Origin of the sequence: Pelagibacterium sp. (assembly GCF_048264985.1) — a bacterium.
GTDB lineage: Bacteria > Pseudomonadota > Alphaproteobacteria > Rhizobiales > Devosiaceae > Pelagibacterium.
This window is the reverse complement of sequence record NZ_JBLXCL010000003.1, coordinates 144,737-161,236: the sequence shown is the minus strand read 5'-3', so window position 1 is coordinate 161,236 and position 16,500 is coordinate 144,737. Positions and strand designations below refer to the sequence as shown.

The window sequence follows — 16,500 nt, the reverse complement described above, 5'->3', positions numbered from 1 at the left end:
GGGACCCGGTTTTCCGGGATCGTGTTCTTGCGACATCCGCTCGCGGACAACAGCGGTCCTGCAGCGGCAAATCCCCAGGTTTCCAAGGGTTTTGCACCGTCGAATTTCAATAAAACTAGGTTGCATGCATATTTTATGCAAGACAATAATGCAAACTTTATGCTAGACACATTCCGGACGACATCACGTCTTGGGAGAGGAAGGTCTTTGATGTCCAAGGTCGACAGCGCGAAAAAAAAGGCACCGGCACGACGTGAACGCGGCGCGACGACGGTCTATCAGGCGCTGCGCGAGGAGATCCTCACCTTACAGCGCGAACCCGGCGCCGGACTCGATGAAGTCGGCATCGCCAAGGAGTTCAACCTCTCCCGCACCCCGGTGCGCGAAGCCCTATTCATGCTCTCGGGCGATGGTCTGGTACACGTTCTGCAAAACCGCGCCTCGATCGTTGCGCCGCTCACAATGCATCGCGTCAACGACCTGTTCGACACCTGGTTGATCCTGACCCGCGCAGTCTGCGTAGACGCCGCGCACCGGCGCACGTCCGAGGACATTGTCGATCTCGAAGATCGCCTCGTGCAATTCGAGGTCGCGGCCGAATACGACGACATGCTTGCCACTGCCAGGGCGCTGCTGCATCTGCAGCGCGGATATGGCGAAGTGGCCCGCAACTTCTTTCTGGGGCGCTACTACCCACTATGCCTCGATGCCGGACGGCGCACCCTGCTCCTGCACTATTTCCCCTATGCCAAGGCCGATGGACTTGCGACCCAGCTCGATTGCCATCGGGCCATGATCGCGGCGATCAGGGCTAATGATTCTCCGGCCTGCAACAGGATAGCCGGAGAGATGCTGGCTGCAATTCTGGGTGTGATCAAATCCTCCCTCGATCCCTCAATCGCTGACGAGGTCGACCTTGTCACCTCACCGCTTTCGCGCATTCCAGGCGCGTCGAAATGAAAGGCGTTTTACCCATGGATTACACCAACCGGATCGCCAAGCTGACAGCGCTGCTCAAAGCGGCCAACTGCCCGGCCATCGCCTTCGTGCCGGGCCCCAACTTCTATTATCTCACGGGAGTGGACCTGGCTCTTATGGAGCGCCCCACGATCCTGATCGTGACCGCGGACGGCCGTCTGCATGCAGCTATTCCGGCGCTCGAACGCGACCGCTGGACCGCCGATGTGCCTGACGCAATGACCGTCTTCTGGCAGGATTCGGATGGATATGCCGATGCGCTGGCCCAACTTGCAAAGCAGGTCGGCATCGAAGCGCTGTCGGTTGAAGGCAACCGGATGCGCCAATTCGAGGCCGCGGCGCTCAGTGAAGCATTTGGATCGACCGTCACCGATGGCACGACCATGCTGGCCCCGCTGCGGCTCTTAAAGGAACCCGGCGAGATTGCAGCCATCCAGCATGCAATCGACATCAGCGAGGCGGCCCTGCTTGCAACCCTCGAGCGGGTGCGGGCCGGAATGAGCGAAACCGAAATCCGCGCCCGCCTGCAGGTGGAAATGCTCGAGCGCGGTGCCGACGGCCCGGGCTTTGACCTTATCGTTCTGGCCGGCGGCGCCGCCGCCGACTGTCACGGGATCCCCTCGGCCGATCGCATTCTCAAGCCCGGTGATGCGCTCCTGTTCGATTTCGGTGCGAAAGCCAACGGGTACAGCGCCGACATTACACGCACCTATTTCTGCGAAGAGGTGCCTCAGGCGCATCGCCGTCTCTACGAAACCGTTCTCGAAGCCAACCGCATCGGGTGCGACATGATCGCGCCGGGCGTAAGCATTCATGATCTGGACCTGGCCGTGCAGTCAGTTCTGCGCGATGCAGGCTTTGCCGACAATATCCGGCACAAGGTCGGTCACGGACTGGGCCTCGACATCCATGAAGCGCCCCAGCTCATGGTGGGGAATCACAACACGCTAGAGGCAGGCATGGTCATTACCATTGAGCCCGGCCTTTACGACCCGAACGTGATCGGCGTGCGGATTGAGGACGACGTCCTGGTGACCGAAAATGGCGCGCGTACGCTGACCACCCTGCCCCGCGAAATCAAGGTGGTTGGCTGATGTCCCGGCCAGAAAATAACATCCCAGTAACGGACGATCAGGCACTCCGCGGGTCGGCATGCCAGGCAATTTCGGAGAACCACCCGCGTCCGCTCTGGCGCCGCAAAGGTCGCGTATCATGACGAAACGGCCGTGGGATATGGCCCGGATCACAGCCGCCCTGGCGCAGCCGCATTCGGCCATGACGCTGTTTGCGCATGTGCGTGAGGGGCTGCGCAATGAGGTGGGATGCGGACTGATGACCGCTTCGCTCTACGATCTCGAAACAATGCGGACCCGCCGGGTGTATTCCGACAATGTTGCCGCCTATGCGGTCGGCAATTTCAAGCGCCTCGACCGGAACAGGTTCTACGAAACGGTTGTTGGGACTGGTCGGCCGTTCGCAACCACATCGATCGAGCAGATCGCCGAGGTGTTCTTCGACTGGGAGCATATCAAGACGCTTGGCTTCGGCTCGAACATGAATCTTCCGGCCCTTGCCAATGGCAAAGTGATCGGAACGGTCAATCTTCTTGAAAAAACGGGGCACTACACGGAGGACCGCGTCGCTCGGGCGATGACCTGGCAACCCCTTGTGACGCTGTGTTTCCTGCTGCTGTTGGCAGGCGACCCCGAGACGGAAAATTTCCTTGGCCGCCAGCCCTCATCGCTGGCGATCACCGAAGGCGTAGACGAGGTAGTAGCGCGTAATATCTGACCCGAAGCCAACTTGTTCAACATGGAGACAAGACTATGAAGACGACTATGAAACTCGCTGTCATTGCGACAGCCCTTACGCCCTTTGCCGCGCTGGCGCAGGACAATGAGATCAATATCGCCTACCTAGCATCATCCAGTCAGAACGGGTTCAACCAGGCGATATACGAAGGCATTCAGCGCGCTGCGGCGGAATACGACAACGTCAATGTCGAAATTTTCGACGGCGAGTTCTCGGCCCCGGTTCAGTTCAGCCAAGTCGAAGATCTCGTGGCCGGCCAGCGTTTCGACGGCATGATCGTGACGCCGAACGATACAGTGGGCATCGCAACCGCGCTTGAAGATGCGACGGCCGCCGGCGTCAAGGTCGCTGCAACCCTGTTTCCGATCGGAACGGACCTGACCAATATGGAGCCGCAGGTCGAGGGCCTTGTGACCACGGTTGCCTCCGACCCTTCCATCGGCGCGGCGCGCCAGGCCGAGGAAGTCGTCGCCTTCTGCGAAGACAAGGATCCATGCAAGGTGGTTGTCCTGATCGGTCAATTGGTCTTTCCCTTCGACAATCTGCGCAACGAGACGTTCCAGAGCGTGCTTGGAGAACACGATAACATCGAGATCGTGGCCACCGGCGAAGGCAATTACAGCCCAGAAGCGTCGTTGACCGCCATGCAGGACATTTTGCAGTCCAACCGCGACGTGGACGTGGTGCTCTCCAACGCCGATCAACATCTGATGGGCGCTGAGATCGCTATTCAGGATGCCGGACTGGACCTGGAAGATATCTATCTGATCGGCGGTGGTCTTAACCAGATCGCCATCGACGCGATCCGCTCTGGAGCATGGGATGCCTCGCTGGCCCAGTTCCCGCGGTCCATGGGCGAAGCCGCACTCAATTCCATGATTGCCGCGATCAATGGCGAGGAGGTCGAAACCTGGATCGATGAATCCAAGCTCGGCGATTCTCCCGTCGTTGTGACCACGCAATGGCTGGAAGAAAATCCCGACTACGAAGCCGAATGGCAGGGGTGAATCGAAGCGTTTGTCCGGGCCGGCACAGTCAATGTGCCGGCCCTGTTTTCAAACTGAAGGGGTGATTATGGACCAACCCGACATCGCCGTTCATGTCAAAGGCATCGGCAAGAGCTTTGGCGGCACGCGCATCCTCAACGACATCACGATCGACTTTCACAAGGGGACCGTCCACGCCCTGGTGGGCGAGAACGGCGCCGGCAAGTCAAGCGTCGGAAAAATCATCGGTGGGTACTACTCGGCCGATGAAGGGTTGGTGGAAATCGATGGCGAGGTCGTCACGCGGTTCTCGCCCCGGGACGCCTTGCATCGTGGCATTGCCATGATCCATCAGGAATTGCAGCTCGTTCCCGAGCTGACAGTTCTCCAGAACGTGTTTCTGGGTCAAGAATCCAGTCGCGGCGGCGTTTTGGTGGGGGGCGACCTGGACCGTTTCAAAACGCTCGAAGAAACCTGCGCCTTCGGGCTCGACCCTGACGCCAAAGTGGCAACGCTGCGCATCGCCGAGCGCCAGAAGGTCGAAATCATGCGCGCCGTCGCCCGAGATGCCAACGTCATCATCATGGACGAACCGACATCGTCGCTGACCGAAGACGAGGCGGAGCGGCTGCACGGGTTGATTGCCCGGCTCAGGTCGCGCGGAACCACGATCATCTATGTCAGTCACTTTCTCGATCACATTCTGGCCACGTGCGACCGCGTGACCGTAATGCGCGACGGCGAGGTGATCCGAACAGATCCCATTTCCGGTGAAACCAAGCAATCGCTGGTCGATTCCATGCTGGGACAGGCGTCCGAGATCATCTGGCCAGACCTGCCGCTCCCTCCAACCGACGATGTTGCGCCCATCGCCCAGATGCGCAACGTGGCAACGACATCGGGGTTGAGCGACATCTCCCTTTCCATCCGACCGGGCGAAATCGTTGGCCTTATCGGGCTTGTGGGGTCGGGACGCACCGAGGTGGGCCGCGCCCTGTTCGGCGCCGATCGCATCCTCTGGGGCGAATACAGTCTCGGCGGCGAGGTGCAGAAAAACCTTACCATCCATCGCGCCGTGCAAAATGGCATAGCGCTGGTCCCTGAGGATCGGCGCAAGGAAGGGCTGGTTCTGACCCAGACTACACGCCCCAATGTCAGCCTGGCTTCACTCAACCGGATCAGCCGCATGGGCGTGCTCAACACCAGAGCCGAGCGCGACCGGGTGGCAACCATGATCAAGCATTTCGGTATTGTGCCGGCCAAAGTCGATGGCGAGGTCGCGTTCTATTCGGGCGGCAACCAACAAAAGGTTTTGCTGTCGAAATGGGCAGTCGACAAGCCCAAACTGCTCATTCTCGATGAGCCAAGTCGAGGCGTCGACATTGGCGCGCGCCAGCGCATACACGAATTTATCGTCGAGATGGCTGCCGACGGCGTCGGCATCCTACTGATCTCCTCAGAACTCGAAGAAGTCATCAATCTTTCCCACCGCGGCTATCTCATGAGCGACGGCCGGATCTTTGCGGAAGCCGATTGCCGGGAATTGACGGTTTCGGACGCGCTTCGCCGCATCTTCCAGGAGCAGGGTCAGAACAACAACACCAAAGAAGGGGTCATCGCATGAGCGAAGTACAGACTTCAACCCGGGCGGCCTCCCGCATCAATGGGCCGGCGATCGGCAATTTCGCGCGTCAATATGGCGTGCTCATCATCATCGCGGCGCTGCTGATCGGACTGAGCTTTGCGTCAGAGAATTTTTTTACCGCGCGCAATCTGCTCAACATCCTCAACCAGAGCGCGCCCCTCGCCATTATCGCCTGTGCGCTCACTCTGGTGATCATCGGCGGTGGTTTCGATCTGTCCACCGGCGCGATATTCGGCGTAGCTTCCGTCACCGCTGGCTGGCTTGCGGTCAATGTCGACCCTTATCTCGCCATTGTTGCCGGGCCGGTCATCGGAATCGCGCTGGGCGGGATCAACGGTGTGATCATCACCGGCTTCGGCGTGCATTCCTTTCTGGTGACGTTGGCGACGAGTCTGGTTTATCGCGGCGTCGCAATCCTTGTGACCGGCGGCGCGCTCATTCCCGTGCGGATCCCCGAATTCGCCTGGCTGGGCCGGGAACGGATCGGCATGGTCAATGTCGCGGTCATCGTGATGATCGTCTTCATGGTGCTGATGACATTCCTGCTCAACCACACGACCTTCGGTCGCAAGGTGTTTGCAGTCGGCGGCAACGAGGAGGCGGCGATCCTGTCGGGTATCCGCACACGGTTGATCAAAATCATGACCTTCTGTCTGTCCGGAGGAGCCGCAGGACTGGCAGGCGTCATCAGCGTGTCCCGGATATCAATGGCAGAACCTCAGGCCGGGGCCGGTATGGAGCTCGAGGCAATCGCCGCCGTGATCCTGGGCGGCACTTCGATCATGGGCGGATCGGGCGCAGTCTGGCGTTCGGTCTCAGGGGTGCTGCTGATCGCCCTGATCGGCAACGGGTTCAACATCTTGAACGTGAACCCCTTCTTCAAGGACCTCACAACCGGTGTGATCATCGTGATCGCCGTGGCGCTCGCCGCATCCGCTTCACGCCGATGAGTTTATCAGGACGGCGCCCGCAAGCCGTCCAGCACACTTATGTTCAGTGACGGGCCGCAGCCCGTCACACTCCCCGCCTTGCCAGGAGATTTTGATGGCTGACACAATTACCCGCGTTTCGACCGATGTCGGCGGCACGTTTACCGACCTTGTCTATTTCGAGACCGACACGGCCACCGGCATGCAGACCGTACGCACCGCCAAATCGGACACCACACCGCCCAATTTCGAACAGGGCGTACTCAACGTACTCGATCGCGCCAATGTCGATGTCGGCGCCATCGACATGTTCGCCCATGGCACTACAGTGGTCATTAACGCTCTGACCGAACGCAAGGGCGCCAAGGTGGGGCTGATCACCACCAAGGGGTTCAGGGATGCCATTGAGATCGGTCGGGGAAACCGACCCGATTTCTTCAACCTCATGTACAAGAAACCTGCCCCCTTCGTGGAACGCCATCTGCGCCGTGAGATCGAAGGGCGGATGGACTATCGCGGAACCGAGGTGACCCCACTCAGCTTCGATACGCTGGACACGACACTCGAAGCGTTCCGGGCCGAAGGGGTGGAAGCTGTCGCAATCTGCCTTTTGCATGCTTATGCCAACACCACCCATGAGGCCGCCCTTGCCCAGGAAGTTCGCAAACGCTGGCCGGACGTGACCGTCGTTGCCTCCCATCAGATCACACGCGAGTGGCGCGAATACGAACGCACCAACACCACCATCCTGTCTGCCTATGTGCAGCCCAAGGCGCAGCGCTACCTCGAGAAGCTCGAAACTGGCCTGGCGGATAAAGGATATCGCGGGCAGTTGTTTATCATGCAGTCAAATTGCGGCGTAGACTCGCTGGAGGCGACCAAAGCCGTGCCGATCACAATGGTCGAAAGCGGTCCGGCCTCGGGCTTCTGGGGCGCGGCGGAGCTGGGCCGGATCATCGGCGAGCCGGACGTTCTCGCTCTCGACATCGGGGGCACGACCGCCAAATGTTCCCTGATCCTTAATGGGCAGGCCACTGTCAAGACTGACTACTGGATCGAGCGCGACAAGCGTTCGTCGGGTTACCCGATCATGGTTCCTGTGGTCGATCTGGTTGAAATCGGCAATGGTGGCGGCTCGATCGCCTGGGTCGACGATTTCGGCAAGCTCCATGTCGGCCCTCATTCGGCAGGTGCGGCACCAGGGCCAGCCGCCTATGGACGCGGCGGAACAGAGGCAACGACCACCGATGCCAATCTGGCCCTGGGGCGCATCAACAAGGACTATTTCTGCGGCGGTACTGTCGAAGCGGATATGGATGCTGTCGAGAGCGCATTTGCAAGGCTTTCGGGCAAGCTCGGCGTTTCACCCGTCGAGGCGGCGCGCGGCATCGTGCGGATCGCCAATTCCAACATGGTCAACGCGCTCAAGCTCGTCTCAGTGAATCGCGGCTACGATCCACGCGATTTCACTCTTGTCGCGTTCGGCGGCGGCGGCCCGATGCACGGGGTTGCGCTCGGACAGGAACTGGGTGTCAAAAAGGTGGTCATTCCGCGCGGCGCGCCGGTCTTTTCGGCCTGGGGCATGATGATGTCGGATCTGCGCCGTGACTATTTCGCAACCAAGCTTCAGGACGCCGACGACGCACCGGCGCTCGACGCGCTGTTGCACCACACAATGGAGCTGGCGCGGGACGAGTTTGCCGGTGAGGGCGTCGATCGCGATGCGGTCAAGCTGGTGCCGCAGATTCGCTGTCGTTACCAGAACCAGGAGTTTGGGGTGGAGATACCGATCCCCGCCGGTCCGGTCACAGACGAAACGGTCAAAACCATGATCGCCGATTTCCACGTAGCCTATGAGCGGGAATACACCTACACGCTCGATGCTGCCGTCGAAGTGACCGGCATTCACCTGATCGCGTCGAGCGAGGTGGGCAAACTCGACATCGTACCCCTGCCCCGTACCGGCGCCGATGTTCACGATGCAATCAAAGGCACCCGTACTGTCGATTACGCTACCGAGGGCGCGCACGAGGCGACCATCTACGACGGCGACAGGCTCGAACCGGGCATGAGCTTTGCGGGTCCGGCGATTATCGAGGATTCAGGCACGACCGTCGTCGTTCATCCGGGCAACCGCGTTTCGATCGACGATTTCGGCAACACACACATTCACATCCGGGGCTGAGCCATGACCAAGCAAGACCAGATTTCCCACGACCCCGTCACCTTCGACATCATCCAGAACGCTCTTGAGGCTGTAGCCGACGAAATGTTCGTCGCCCAACGCAAGGCATCGATGAGCGCGATCATCTACGAAGTGCTCGACCTGTCGACCTCGATCCTGGACGCCAAGGGCGAAATCGCCGCGTCCGGCGCCGGCATTCCTGCCTTTATCGGGGTGCTCGACAAGGCTATTCACGGCATCTTCAAGAAATTTCCGCTCGACACCATCAAGCCCGGCGACGTGTTTGCCTCCAACGACCCTTATTATGGCGGAGTAACCCATCTCAACGACATGGTGCTTGCCGCACCGGTGTTCTCGGACGGGCGGCTGGTGGCCTGGGTGGCCAATATAGCCCATTGGAACGATGTCGGTGGCATGGTGCCCGGCTCGATGTCATCTGACGCCACCGAGATCTTTCAGGAAGGTATCCGTGTGCCAGCGGTGAAACTGTTCGAGGAGGGACGCGAGAACACAGCGGTATTCGATATCCTCTACACCAATACACGTCTGCCCGAATACCTGCGCGGCGACCTGTGGGCCGGCATTGCCGGTTTGCGCATAGGTGAGAGACGCATCCATGAGCTGATCGGCAAATATGGCACCGAAACCTTCGAGGCGGCGGTGACCGATTACATGACTTTGGGCGAAACCCGCGCCCGGGCCGCCCTCAAGACCCTGCAGCACGGCACCTACAGCTTTGAAGAGGAACAGGACACCGGCCAGGTCCACAAGTTGACCCTGACCATTACCGGCGACGAGTTCATCGTCGATCTCACCGACAATCCAGCTCAGGCCGGCTCATCCAACTCTTCGCGTGAAGGCACCGAGATTGCCGTGCAGCTTGCCTTCAAATCCTTTGCCGATCCGGAAGCTCCGGGCAATGGCGGCTTTTTCCGCCCGCTCAACATCAAGACCCGTCCAGGCACGATCTTCCACGTGGAGGAGCCGGGTGCGCTCGGATATTATTCTGAGGTGGAGATCCGCCTGTTCGACATGCTGCTGCGCGCCCTGGCCCATCACTTTCCCGGCGTTGTTCCGGCAGGCAATTTCGCATCGATCTGCGGCACCGTTGTCGGAGGACCGCATCCGGAAACCGGGCGCCACTATACAATCGTCGAGCCTCAAGTCGGCGGCTGGGGCGCCTGGCATGGCCATGACGGGCCGTCAGGTCAGTTTTCAGGCTTTCATGGCGAAACCTTCAACTGTCCGGCAGAAGTGGCCGAGGCCCGATATGGCCTCTGGGTCGATCAGGTTGCCCTCAACAGCGAGCCGGGCGGTGAAGGTCAGTGGCGGGGTGGCAAGGGGATCGACGTGCATTACCGCGTTCGCGCCGATCACAACTTCCTCTCGCTTGGATACACCCGTTCCCGCATCCCGCCCTGGGGTATCGATGGCGGGCTGGACGGTTCACCCAACTATGTCGAAGTCATTCGGCGCGACGGAGGCTCCGAGCGCTACGCATTTGCGACAAATGTCGAAGTCAACACCGGAGACGTCATCCGCGTAGTGACCGGGAATGGCGGCGGATGCGGCGAAGCGAAAAAGCGCGCGCCAGAGGACATCGTGCGCGACATCAAGAATGACTACCTGACGCCCGAACGCGCCAAAGAGGTTTATGGCTACCAAGGCTGAGCAAACGGGACCACGGGTTGGAGGATTGCGCATGACACCGGACCGCGACGATCTGGCAGAACGGCTCGACATCGCTCTAGCCGAACTGCACCCAGCGCAAGTCGACTGGCTGACACGCCTCGTCGCCTTCGACAGCGTCAGGGGCAATATAACGCCCTGCCAGGAATGGCTGGCCGAGGAGTTTTCCAACCGTGGATGGGGCGTGGACAGCTTTACCATCGACGATGTCGACATCGCGGGGAAACCCGGCTTTTCACCTGTTGTCGATGTCGACTATGCCGATGCCCGGATTGTTGTGGCTACCCACGATGTGGACAATCCGGGTGGGCGCAGCCTGATCCTTCAAGGGCATATTGACGTCGTGCCCCCGGGCGCTTCCGAGCTCTGGCCCCATCCCCCCTTCCAGGCTGAGGTTCGAGATGGATGGATGTCGGGACGCGGCACCAACGACATGAAAGTAGGGGTGGCCGAAATGGTGTTCGCCCTGGACGCCCTCAAGGCGCTCGGCTATGTGCCGGACGCGCGGGTTCACATCGAGACTGTGTGTGAAGAAGAATGCACTGGCAATGGTGCACTCGCTACGCTTGAGCGCGGGTATCGCGCCGAAGCCGCACTGATCCCTGAAAGTCTCAACGGGCAGTTGCTGCGCGCTGAACTGGGGTCTGTGTGGTTCCGTGTGCGCATCCTGGGCAAGCCCGGCCATGTTCTGGCCAGCGCCGCCCCCGGCGCCAATGCCATTATGGCCGGTTATGACTATGCCGCCGATCTGGCGGACCTGGCCAGCCAGATCAACATCGAGGCGCGCGACCATCGCTGGTTCGGGCACATTGAAAATCCTGTAAAGTTCAGCCTGGGCAAGATTGGTGGCGGCGATTGGCTGGGCTCAGTGCCCTCTTGGTGCGAGATCGAGTGCCGTTTGTCTGTATTGCCCGGCACGAGCCTGCCAGAAATGCGGGCGCGCGTGGAAGCCTGCATCAAGGCGACTGCGGAACGCCTTGGCACCCCTAGCCTGCCCGTGCTCGACTGGATCGGGTTTCAGGCTGACGGTCATGTTTTCGAACCTGGCACGGAAGCCGAACATGTCCTCGCCCGCGCCCATGAACACGTGACCGGTCAACCCCTTGAGACCTTCAGCCAGACAGCGACGTCAGATACACGCCAATATGATCTCTACTATGGGATTCCCACGCTGTGTTATGGCGGCCACGGCGAGGGCAGCCACTCCCCGTTCGAGCGCACAAATCTTGCCTCGATGCGGGAAACGACCAAGGTCATCGCATTGTTCATCGCCGATTGGTGCGGGCTGCGGCCACGCGGCGATTAGGACCCCTCAAGTTCCGGGCATCATCAGGCCGGCGGTAGCTGATTTGTCGCCGGTTTCGACCAAATGTTCATGTTCGACGGCAAAGACTTGGTCACGAACCAAGAGACGCTCTTGGCATATTGGCGTCGCGATGATCGGGATGGCGAAGGCTGGTTGCCATTGTAGTCGACGCGCCAACGATCACTGCGATCAACAATAAAGGGTGAGAGCTGCGCGGGCAGTTTCTTTGCGCGTTCCGAGCAAAGCGAGAATGGCTTGGACAAAGCCACCACGATGGACGTGAGGCCCGATCAAAACTTCTCAGCAATGCCGGCAGAATCGCGCGCATGCGGCAGTCGATACGTGCGCCCCGCGAGCCGGCCAATGTAGGCGATCTTCAGTCGCGCGACATTAGGAACTCAGCCACAGCCTGATAAGCGGGCAGCGAGGTGGGATCGATCAATCCGTTCTGGGCCCGCGGGAATGAAGCGAGCCGCACGAGGACCATCTCGGCTGTGGGATCCACGTAGATCGTTTGCCCGTGAACACCGCGGGCAGCATAAGCGCCATGGTCGTTATGGAAGACCCACCACTGGCTTGTGTAGCTCCCGTTCGGGATCGTTGGGAAGCCGCTGAACTTGGACTGATCGCCTCCTGCCGCGATGGCCTCGGTCACAGCCGCCGGAAACAGCTGCGCGCCCTCGACCTCACCGCCGCTCAACATCAGATTTCCAAGTCTGGCGAGATCGCGAAGGCCCGCCGTCACCCCGCCGCCAGCGAAAGGCACCCCCTTGCCGTCAACAGTCTGATAAGCATCCTGCTCAGCCCCCATCGGACGCCACAAGCGCTCCGACGCGAGATCGGTGATCGCCTCGCCGGTGATACGGCTGATGATCCAGCCGAGCATGTCGGAATTGATTGTTTTATAATGAAATTGTGCACCGTGCTCGCCGTCGGGCGGCACTTGCTGGAGATACTCCCAATACCCGTTGGGACCATTGTAATCGGCCGGTTTTGGCAACGGGTTCGCTGCGGTGGAATAAATCCAGATGTCGGCTTCCGGGTCCGAATAGTCTTCGGAATACTGAACCCCGGTGGTCATATCCATAACTTCGCGAACGGTGGCGGTTGCAAAGGCGCTGTCGCCGATCTCGGGAATGATATCCTGCACCAGCAATGTGTCATCAAGTACGCCTTCGGCCACCAGGATCTCGCCCAGCAAACCGGTGATCGACTTCGTCATCGACATGATTGCGTGTTTACCGTCCTCTTCAAGGCAGCCAAAGTACCGCTCGTAAACCACTTGTCCTTTGTGCATGATCAACATGCCGTCAGTGTAATTGGCGTAGAGCGAGTCTTCCCACGTCATTTCCTGGGTACCGTTAATCGGCATGAAGGTCAGCGCATCGATCTGCTGACGCATTTCAGCGAACTGGGCCGGCGCAGGATAGTCGAGTGGCCTTGGTGCGCCGAGGCCGCGACTGATTTCTTCGGTAGGCAGAAACTCGCGGAGATGACAGACAGACCACCGAAGCTTCGGGAAGCTGAAGTAGTTGGAGTCTGGTTGCTCAATCAGCCTGTCCTGAGGCGGCGGGAAACCTTGCATCCACCCCATCACGTTGGGATCGGATTCTTGCGCGGACAGCGGCGCCGATTGTGCCGAAGCGCCAGTTGCCGCGCCGAGTGCAATGGCAATCCCGGTGGTCAGCGCGCAAAGATTAGTCGATGACGATGACATGTTTGGGACCTCCTTCATGGGGCTACGCTCCCGCCGATGAAGGTCAGAATCTCCAAGCCAGGTGCAGCGGCGGACAGCCGCAAACCCAACATGGCTTCATGTGGTTTCATGAAGTTTTCTTTCGCGGATAATAACAGCCTTATTTTGCCCCGCATAGGCGGCGATACCCGGCATCGGGGGAGACGCGGGGAAACCGATGCACCTGCAAATCGTCTGTGAGCGCGGGTCGGTTCGGTGAGCATTCTCGCCTTCCCGGTGCTATGGTGGAAACCCGAGAACGAGCTTGCAGTCCACGCCATGGCAACGCCCCGCCGCTACCTTCCATCAATGTCGCTGCTCACTGCTTTTGAAGCAGCGGCGCGGCATGAGAATTTTACCGGTGCTGCCGAAGAACTCTCGATCTCTCAGAGTGCCGTGTCACGCCAAGTCAGACTGCTTGAAGAGCAGATCGGTCACCAATTGTTCGTGCGCGACAAGCAGGCGGTCAAACTCTCCGAAGCGGGGGCAGCCTATGCGCGCGAAATCGGTGAGGCGCTGCGCAGGATTGGGGATGCCACGCTCAATCTGCGCGCCAACCCGCTCGGCGGCACGCTCAATCTGGCAATATTGCCCACTTTCGGGACGCGTTGGTTGGCACCGCGCCTGCCTCGCTTCCTCGATGCACATCCCGGCATCACGCTGAACCTGTCGACCCGGCTTTCGGCATTCGACTTCAAGACAGAGCCACTCGATGCGGCGATCCATTTCGGCGACAAGCCCTGGCCCGGGACCGAGGGCATCGAGCTGATGAGGGAAACTGTACTGCCAGTAGCCTCGAGGCAGTTTTTGGAGACCCACAACATCAAAGAGCCATCCGATCTCTTGAACATGCCCTTGCTGCATCTGGCGAGTCGCGCTGACCAATGGGGCGAATGGTTCGCGGCCCAGAGCCTTGATATCCCCAATGTACGCGGCATGTTGTTTGACCAGTTTGCCACTGCGGCACAAGCCGCGGGATCGGGACTGGGGCTGGCCCTGTTACCGCGGTTCCTGATCGAAACCGATCTGCAGCGTGGGGATCTGGTCTCCGCGCTCGATGCTCCCATGCGCAGCCGACAGCGCTATTTTCTTGTCTGGCCGACGGGCCGGGACACCTATCGGCCGGTATCGCTGTTTCGCAACTGGATCCGCACGGAAACGGCGGATCAAATTGCAACGCCCAATCTGGTGGGGCAGCTTTCACGAACACCCTAGGCCGTGGCACAGCACGGCCATACGGCAACTTCACGCGCCGCGAGTTCCTTTCGACCCAGATAGAACTTTGTATCGTCGGGCACCGGTAGCGGCGCTGTCTTGCTCCCGAAATTGAATGCAAAGCTAAGGCTGCCGCGCCTTGTAATGCGCACGTCGCCAAGGTCATCGCTTCTCTCGACGCCAGCCCAATCGAGGGTATCCCTCATCAGCCGGCCCAACAGGTCACCATCAGGGATGGTGGCCAGGTAGCGGGCGCGATCATTGCCAAGCAGAGCGGGTTCACCTTTGCGATAGCCTTCCTCGAAAGTCGCAAGATACTGGGCGCTGCTCTTGATGCTCTCCCGCCATGAACGGGCAATACAAGCGCTGTTGCCATACCCTACCGGCATCTCATGATAGGGCGGAAGCGACTCGACGCGTTCGACACGCACGTCGATGAGGGGGCCAAGCGGGCCACCGGCCAGACCGGGCGGAATGTGCATATCCTCGGTCTTGGATCCCGAGCGCGGGCCGAACAGCACCTTGGCCGAGCTCTTGGCCAGCGCTTCGATAAACTCGGGCTTAGCGATCTGCAGGTCGGGCGCAAGCACCAGAGCGTAGCCCTCGACATCTTCGTGTTGGCCGATGATGTCGACATCAACTCCGAGCCGATTGAGCGCACTGTACCAATCAAGACAGATTGCTGCACTCGATTGACTTGCACTTTGTGGCAACGCCCTTGCCGACCAGCGCGACGGATAGTCGAGCACGAGCGCCGTATTGGCACGCAGCTTGGGGCCGGGATCGGGTACAAGTGCGCGCTCTGCAATAACGGCACGAAGCTCCCCCACTGCCTGATCTTCCTCACCGTCGGGCAATAGCAGGCCGGCATGAAACTGTTCCTGGGCGAATGGCGCCTGCCGCCAGCGAAAATAGGAGACCATATCCACGCCGTGCGCGTAGGCAAGCCAGGTCCACAGCCGCACCATGCCATCTGCCGGAGATTGGTTGAATGCTGCCCAGTTGACCGGACCGGGCTGCATTTCCATGACCCATGCCCTGCCCCGACCGACAGCACGATAAAGGTCATGATTGAAGCTGGTTTGATCGGGGTCGCCGACCCTCAGATATTTCTGCTTTTCATCCTCAGATAAACGCCCGTTGAGCAGTCCGCCCATCGGATAGCTGTCCCACGATGCAACATCGAGGTCGGCACCAACGGTCCAGTGATCGAAATCGGTATTGTGAGACATGAAATTGTGGGTGACGAGGCGACCGGGCGCGTGGGCACGGACGATATCGACCTGCAGCTTGTTAAAGCTGTGAACCTCATCGGAAGCGAACCGGTAGTAATCGACAAGGTGGGTCGGGGTCGGCTCCTCGACAAGCATATTGGGCAGATCGATCTCCGCAAAGCTGTTGTAGTGCATCGACCAGAATGAGGTTCCCCATGCGCTGTTGAGCGCGTCGACTGTGCTGTATCTCTGCTCCAGCCACCGCCTGAAAGCTGCCGCTGCTTCTGTGGAATAGGAATGGATCGTGTCGTGATCACCATACTCATTGTCGATCTGCCAGGCGTGGATGAAAGGATTGGAGCCCAAGCGCCTTGCAAATTCGGACGTGATCCGCGCCGCCTGTTCGCGATACGTCCGCGACGAGAAACAATAATGCCGCCGCGCACCAAACTTGCGGATCCGGCCCTCAGCATCGACCGGTAAAATATCGGGATGACGATCGACCAGCCATTTGGGCGGCGCTGCAGTTGGAGTTCCCATGATGACGCGCAGGCCGGCCTGGCCGAGAATTTCGACCGCCTCTTCGAGCCATTCAAAGGCAAAAACGCCCGGTGCAGGCTCAACACGGGCCCAGCTAAACTCGCCAATGCGCACCCAATCGAGTCCAAGCGCCACCATCCGGTTTGCGTCGTTTCGCCATTGGGTCCGGTCCCATTGTTCAGGGTAATAGCAGACACCAAGCTCAAGTCCTGCGTTGGCGCCTGGTTCATAACGGGTGGACGGCGATAGGGGTTTGGTATGCATAA

At 59.8% G+C, this 16,500-nt stretch carries 12 protein-coding genes; 10 read left to right on the top strand and 2 right to left on the bottom strand.

Annotated features, from left to right (window positions below; genetic code table 11):
- The first annotated feature begins 210 nt into the window (after positions 1-210).
- The 9 genes from ACN0TA_RS12400 (at position 211) to ACN0TA_RS12360 (ending at position 11,530) form a co-directional block, all read left to right on the top strand.
- A complete protein-coding gene (locus tag ACN0TA_RS12400; protein WP_417583344.1) occupies positions 211-960 on the top strand; it encodes a GntR family transcriptional regulator in 750 nt (249 codons plus the stop codon).
- A complete protein-coding gene (locus ACN0TA_RS12395; protein ID WP_417583342.1) occupies positions 957-2,072 on the top strand; it encodes a M24 family metallopeptidase in 1,116 nt (371 codons plus the stop codon). The genes ACN0TA_RS12400 and ACN0TA_RS12395 overlap by 4 nt, the downstream gene beginning before the upstream one ends.
- 118 nt (positions 2,073-2,190) lie before the next feature.
- Complete coding sequence (locus tag ACN0TA_RS12390) at positions 2,191-2,769, top strand: hypothetical protein (RefSeq protein WP_417583340.1); 579 nt, start codon at positions 2,191-2,193, stop codon at positions 2,767-2,769.
- 35 nt (positions 2,770-2,804) lie between these two features.
- Positions 2,805-3,797 carry a sugar ABC transporter substrate-binding protein gene (locus ACN0TA_RS12385; protein WP_417583338.1) on the top strand — a complete coding sequence of 331 codons (993 nt, stop codon included), beginning with the start codon at positions 2,805-2,807 and terminating at the stop codon, positions 3,795-3,797.
- 67 nt (positions 3,798-3,864) lie between these two features.
- A complete protein-coding gene (locus ACN0TA_RS12380) occupies positions 3,865-5,400 on the top strand; it encodes a sugar ABC transporter ATP-binding protein (RefSeq protein WP_417583336.1) in 1,536 nt (511 codons plus the stop codon).
- Positions 5,397-6,371 carry an ABC transporter permease gene (locus ACN0TA_RS12375; protein WP_417583334.1) on the top strand — a complete coding sequence of 325 codons (975 nt, stop codon included), beginning with the start codon at positions 5,397-5,399 and terminating at the stop codon, positions 6,369-6,371. Before ACN0TA_RS12380 ends, ACN0TA_RS12375 begins: the two co-directional genes overlap by 4 nt.
- A 94-nt stretch (positions 6,372-6,465) precedes the next feature.
- Positions 6,466-8,535 (top strand): hydantoinase/oxoprolinase family protein, encoded by a 2,070-nt coding sequence (locus tag ACN0TA_RS12370; RefSeq protein ID WP_417583332.1) that lies wholly within the window; start codon positions 6,466-6,468, stop codon positions 8,533-8,535.
- Positions 8,536-8,538: 3 nt separating this feature from the next.
- Positions 8,539-10,206 carry a hydantoinase B/oxoprolinase family protein gene (locus ACN0TA_RS12365; RefSeq protein ID WP_417583330.1) on the top strand — a complete coding sequence of 556 codons (1,668 nt, stop codon included), beginning with the start codon at positions 8,539-8,541 and terminating at the stop codon, positions 10,204-10,206.
- Positions 10,207-10,237: 31 nt separating this feature from the next.
- Positions 10,238-11,530: an ArgE/DapE family deacylase gene (locus tag ACN0TA_RS12360; protein ID WP_417583328.1), complete on the top strand. Its 1,293-nt coding sequence runs from the start codon at positions 10,238-10,240 to the stop codon at positions 11,528-11,530.
- Positions 11,531-11,906: 376 nt separating this feature from the next.
- Here the strand turns inward: ACN0TA_RS12360 and ACN0TA_RS12355 are convergent, their stop codons facing one another.
- Positions 11,907-13,265: a serine hydrolase domain-containing protein gene (locus ACN0TA_RS12355; protein ID WP_417583326.1), complete on the bottom strand. Its 1,359-nt coding sequence runs from the start codon at positions 13,263-13,265 to the stop codon at positions 11,907-11,909.
- A gap of 279 nt (positions 13,266-13,544) precedes the next feature.
- Between ACN0TA_RS12355 and ACN0TA_RS12350 the strand changes: the two genes are divergently transcribed.
- A complete protein-coding gene (locus tag ACN0TA_RS12350; RefSeq protein WP_417583517.1) occupies positions 13,545-14,480 on the top strand; it encodes a LysR family transcriptional regulator in 936 nt (311 codons plus the stop codon).
- Here ACN0TA_RS12350 and ACN0TA_RS12345 read toward each other — a convergent pair.
- A complete protein-coding gene (locus ACN0TA_RS12345) occupies positions 14,477-16,498 on the bottom strand; it encodes a beta-galactosidase (protein ID WP_417583324.1) in 2,022 nt (673 codons plus the stop codon). The two genes, ACN0TA_RS12350 and ACN0TA_RS12345, sit on opposite strands and share 4 nt — an antisense overlap.
- Between the last annotated feature and the right edge of the window lie 2 nt (positions 16,499-16,500).

What these genes read in the sequence shown, in the direction of transcription:
- ACN0TA_RS12400 (WP_417583344.1), top strand. Translation starts at nt 211, where the DNA reads ATGTCCAAGGTCGACAGCGCGAAAAAAAAGGCACCGGCACGACGTGAA.
- ACN0TA_RS12395 (WP_417583342.1), top strand. Translation starts at nt 957, where the DNA reads ATGAAAGGCGTTTTACCCATGGATTACACCAACCGGATCGCCAAGCTG.
- ACN0TA_RS12390 (WP_417583340.1), top strand. Translation starts at nt 2,191, where the DNA reads ATGACGAAACGGCCGTGGGATATGGCCCGGATCACAGCCGCCCTGGCG.
- ACN0TA_RS12385 (WP_417583338.1), top strand. Translation starts at nt 2,805, where the DNA reads ATGAAGACGACTATGAAACTCGCTGTCATTGCGACAGCCCTTACGCCC.
- ACN0TA_RS12380 (WP_417583336.1), top strand. Translation starts at nt 3,865, where the DNA reads ATGGACCAACCCGACATCGCCGTTCATGTCAAAGGCATCGGCAAGAGC.
- ACN0TA_RS12375 (WP_417583334.1), top strand. Translation starts at nt 5,397, where the DNA reads ATGAGCGAAGTACAGACTTCAACCCGGGCGGCCTCCCGCATCAATGGG.
- ACN0TA_RS12370 (WP_417583332.1), top strand. Translation starts at nt 6,466, where the DNA reads ATGGCTGACACAATTACCCGCGTTTCGACCGATGTCGGCGGCACGTTT.
- ACN0TA_RS12365 (WP_417583330.1), top strand. Translation starts at nt 8,539, where the DNA reads ATGACCAAGCAAGACCAGATTTCCCACGACCCCGTCACCTTCGACATC.
- ACN0TA_RS12360 (WP_417583328.1), top strand. Translation starts at nt 10,238, where the DNA reads ATGACACCGGACCGCGACGATCTGGCAGAACGGCTCGACATCGCTCTA.
- ACN0TA_RS12355 (WP_417583326.1), bottom strand. Translation starts at nt 13,265, where the DNA reads ATGAAGGAGGTCCCAAACATGTCATCGTCATCGACTAATCTTTGCGCG.
- ACN0TA_RS12350 (WP_417583517.1), top strand. Translation starts at nt 13,545, where the DNA reads ATGGCAACGCCCCGCCGCTACCTTCCATCAATGTCGCTGCTCACTGCT.
- ACN0TA_RS12345 (WP_417583324.1), bottom strand. Translation starts at nt 16,498, where the DNA reads ATGCATACCAAACCCCTATCGCCGTCCACCCGTTATGAACCAGGCGCC.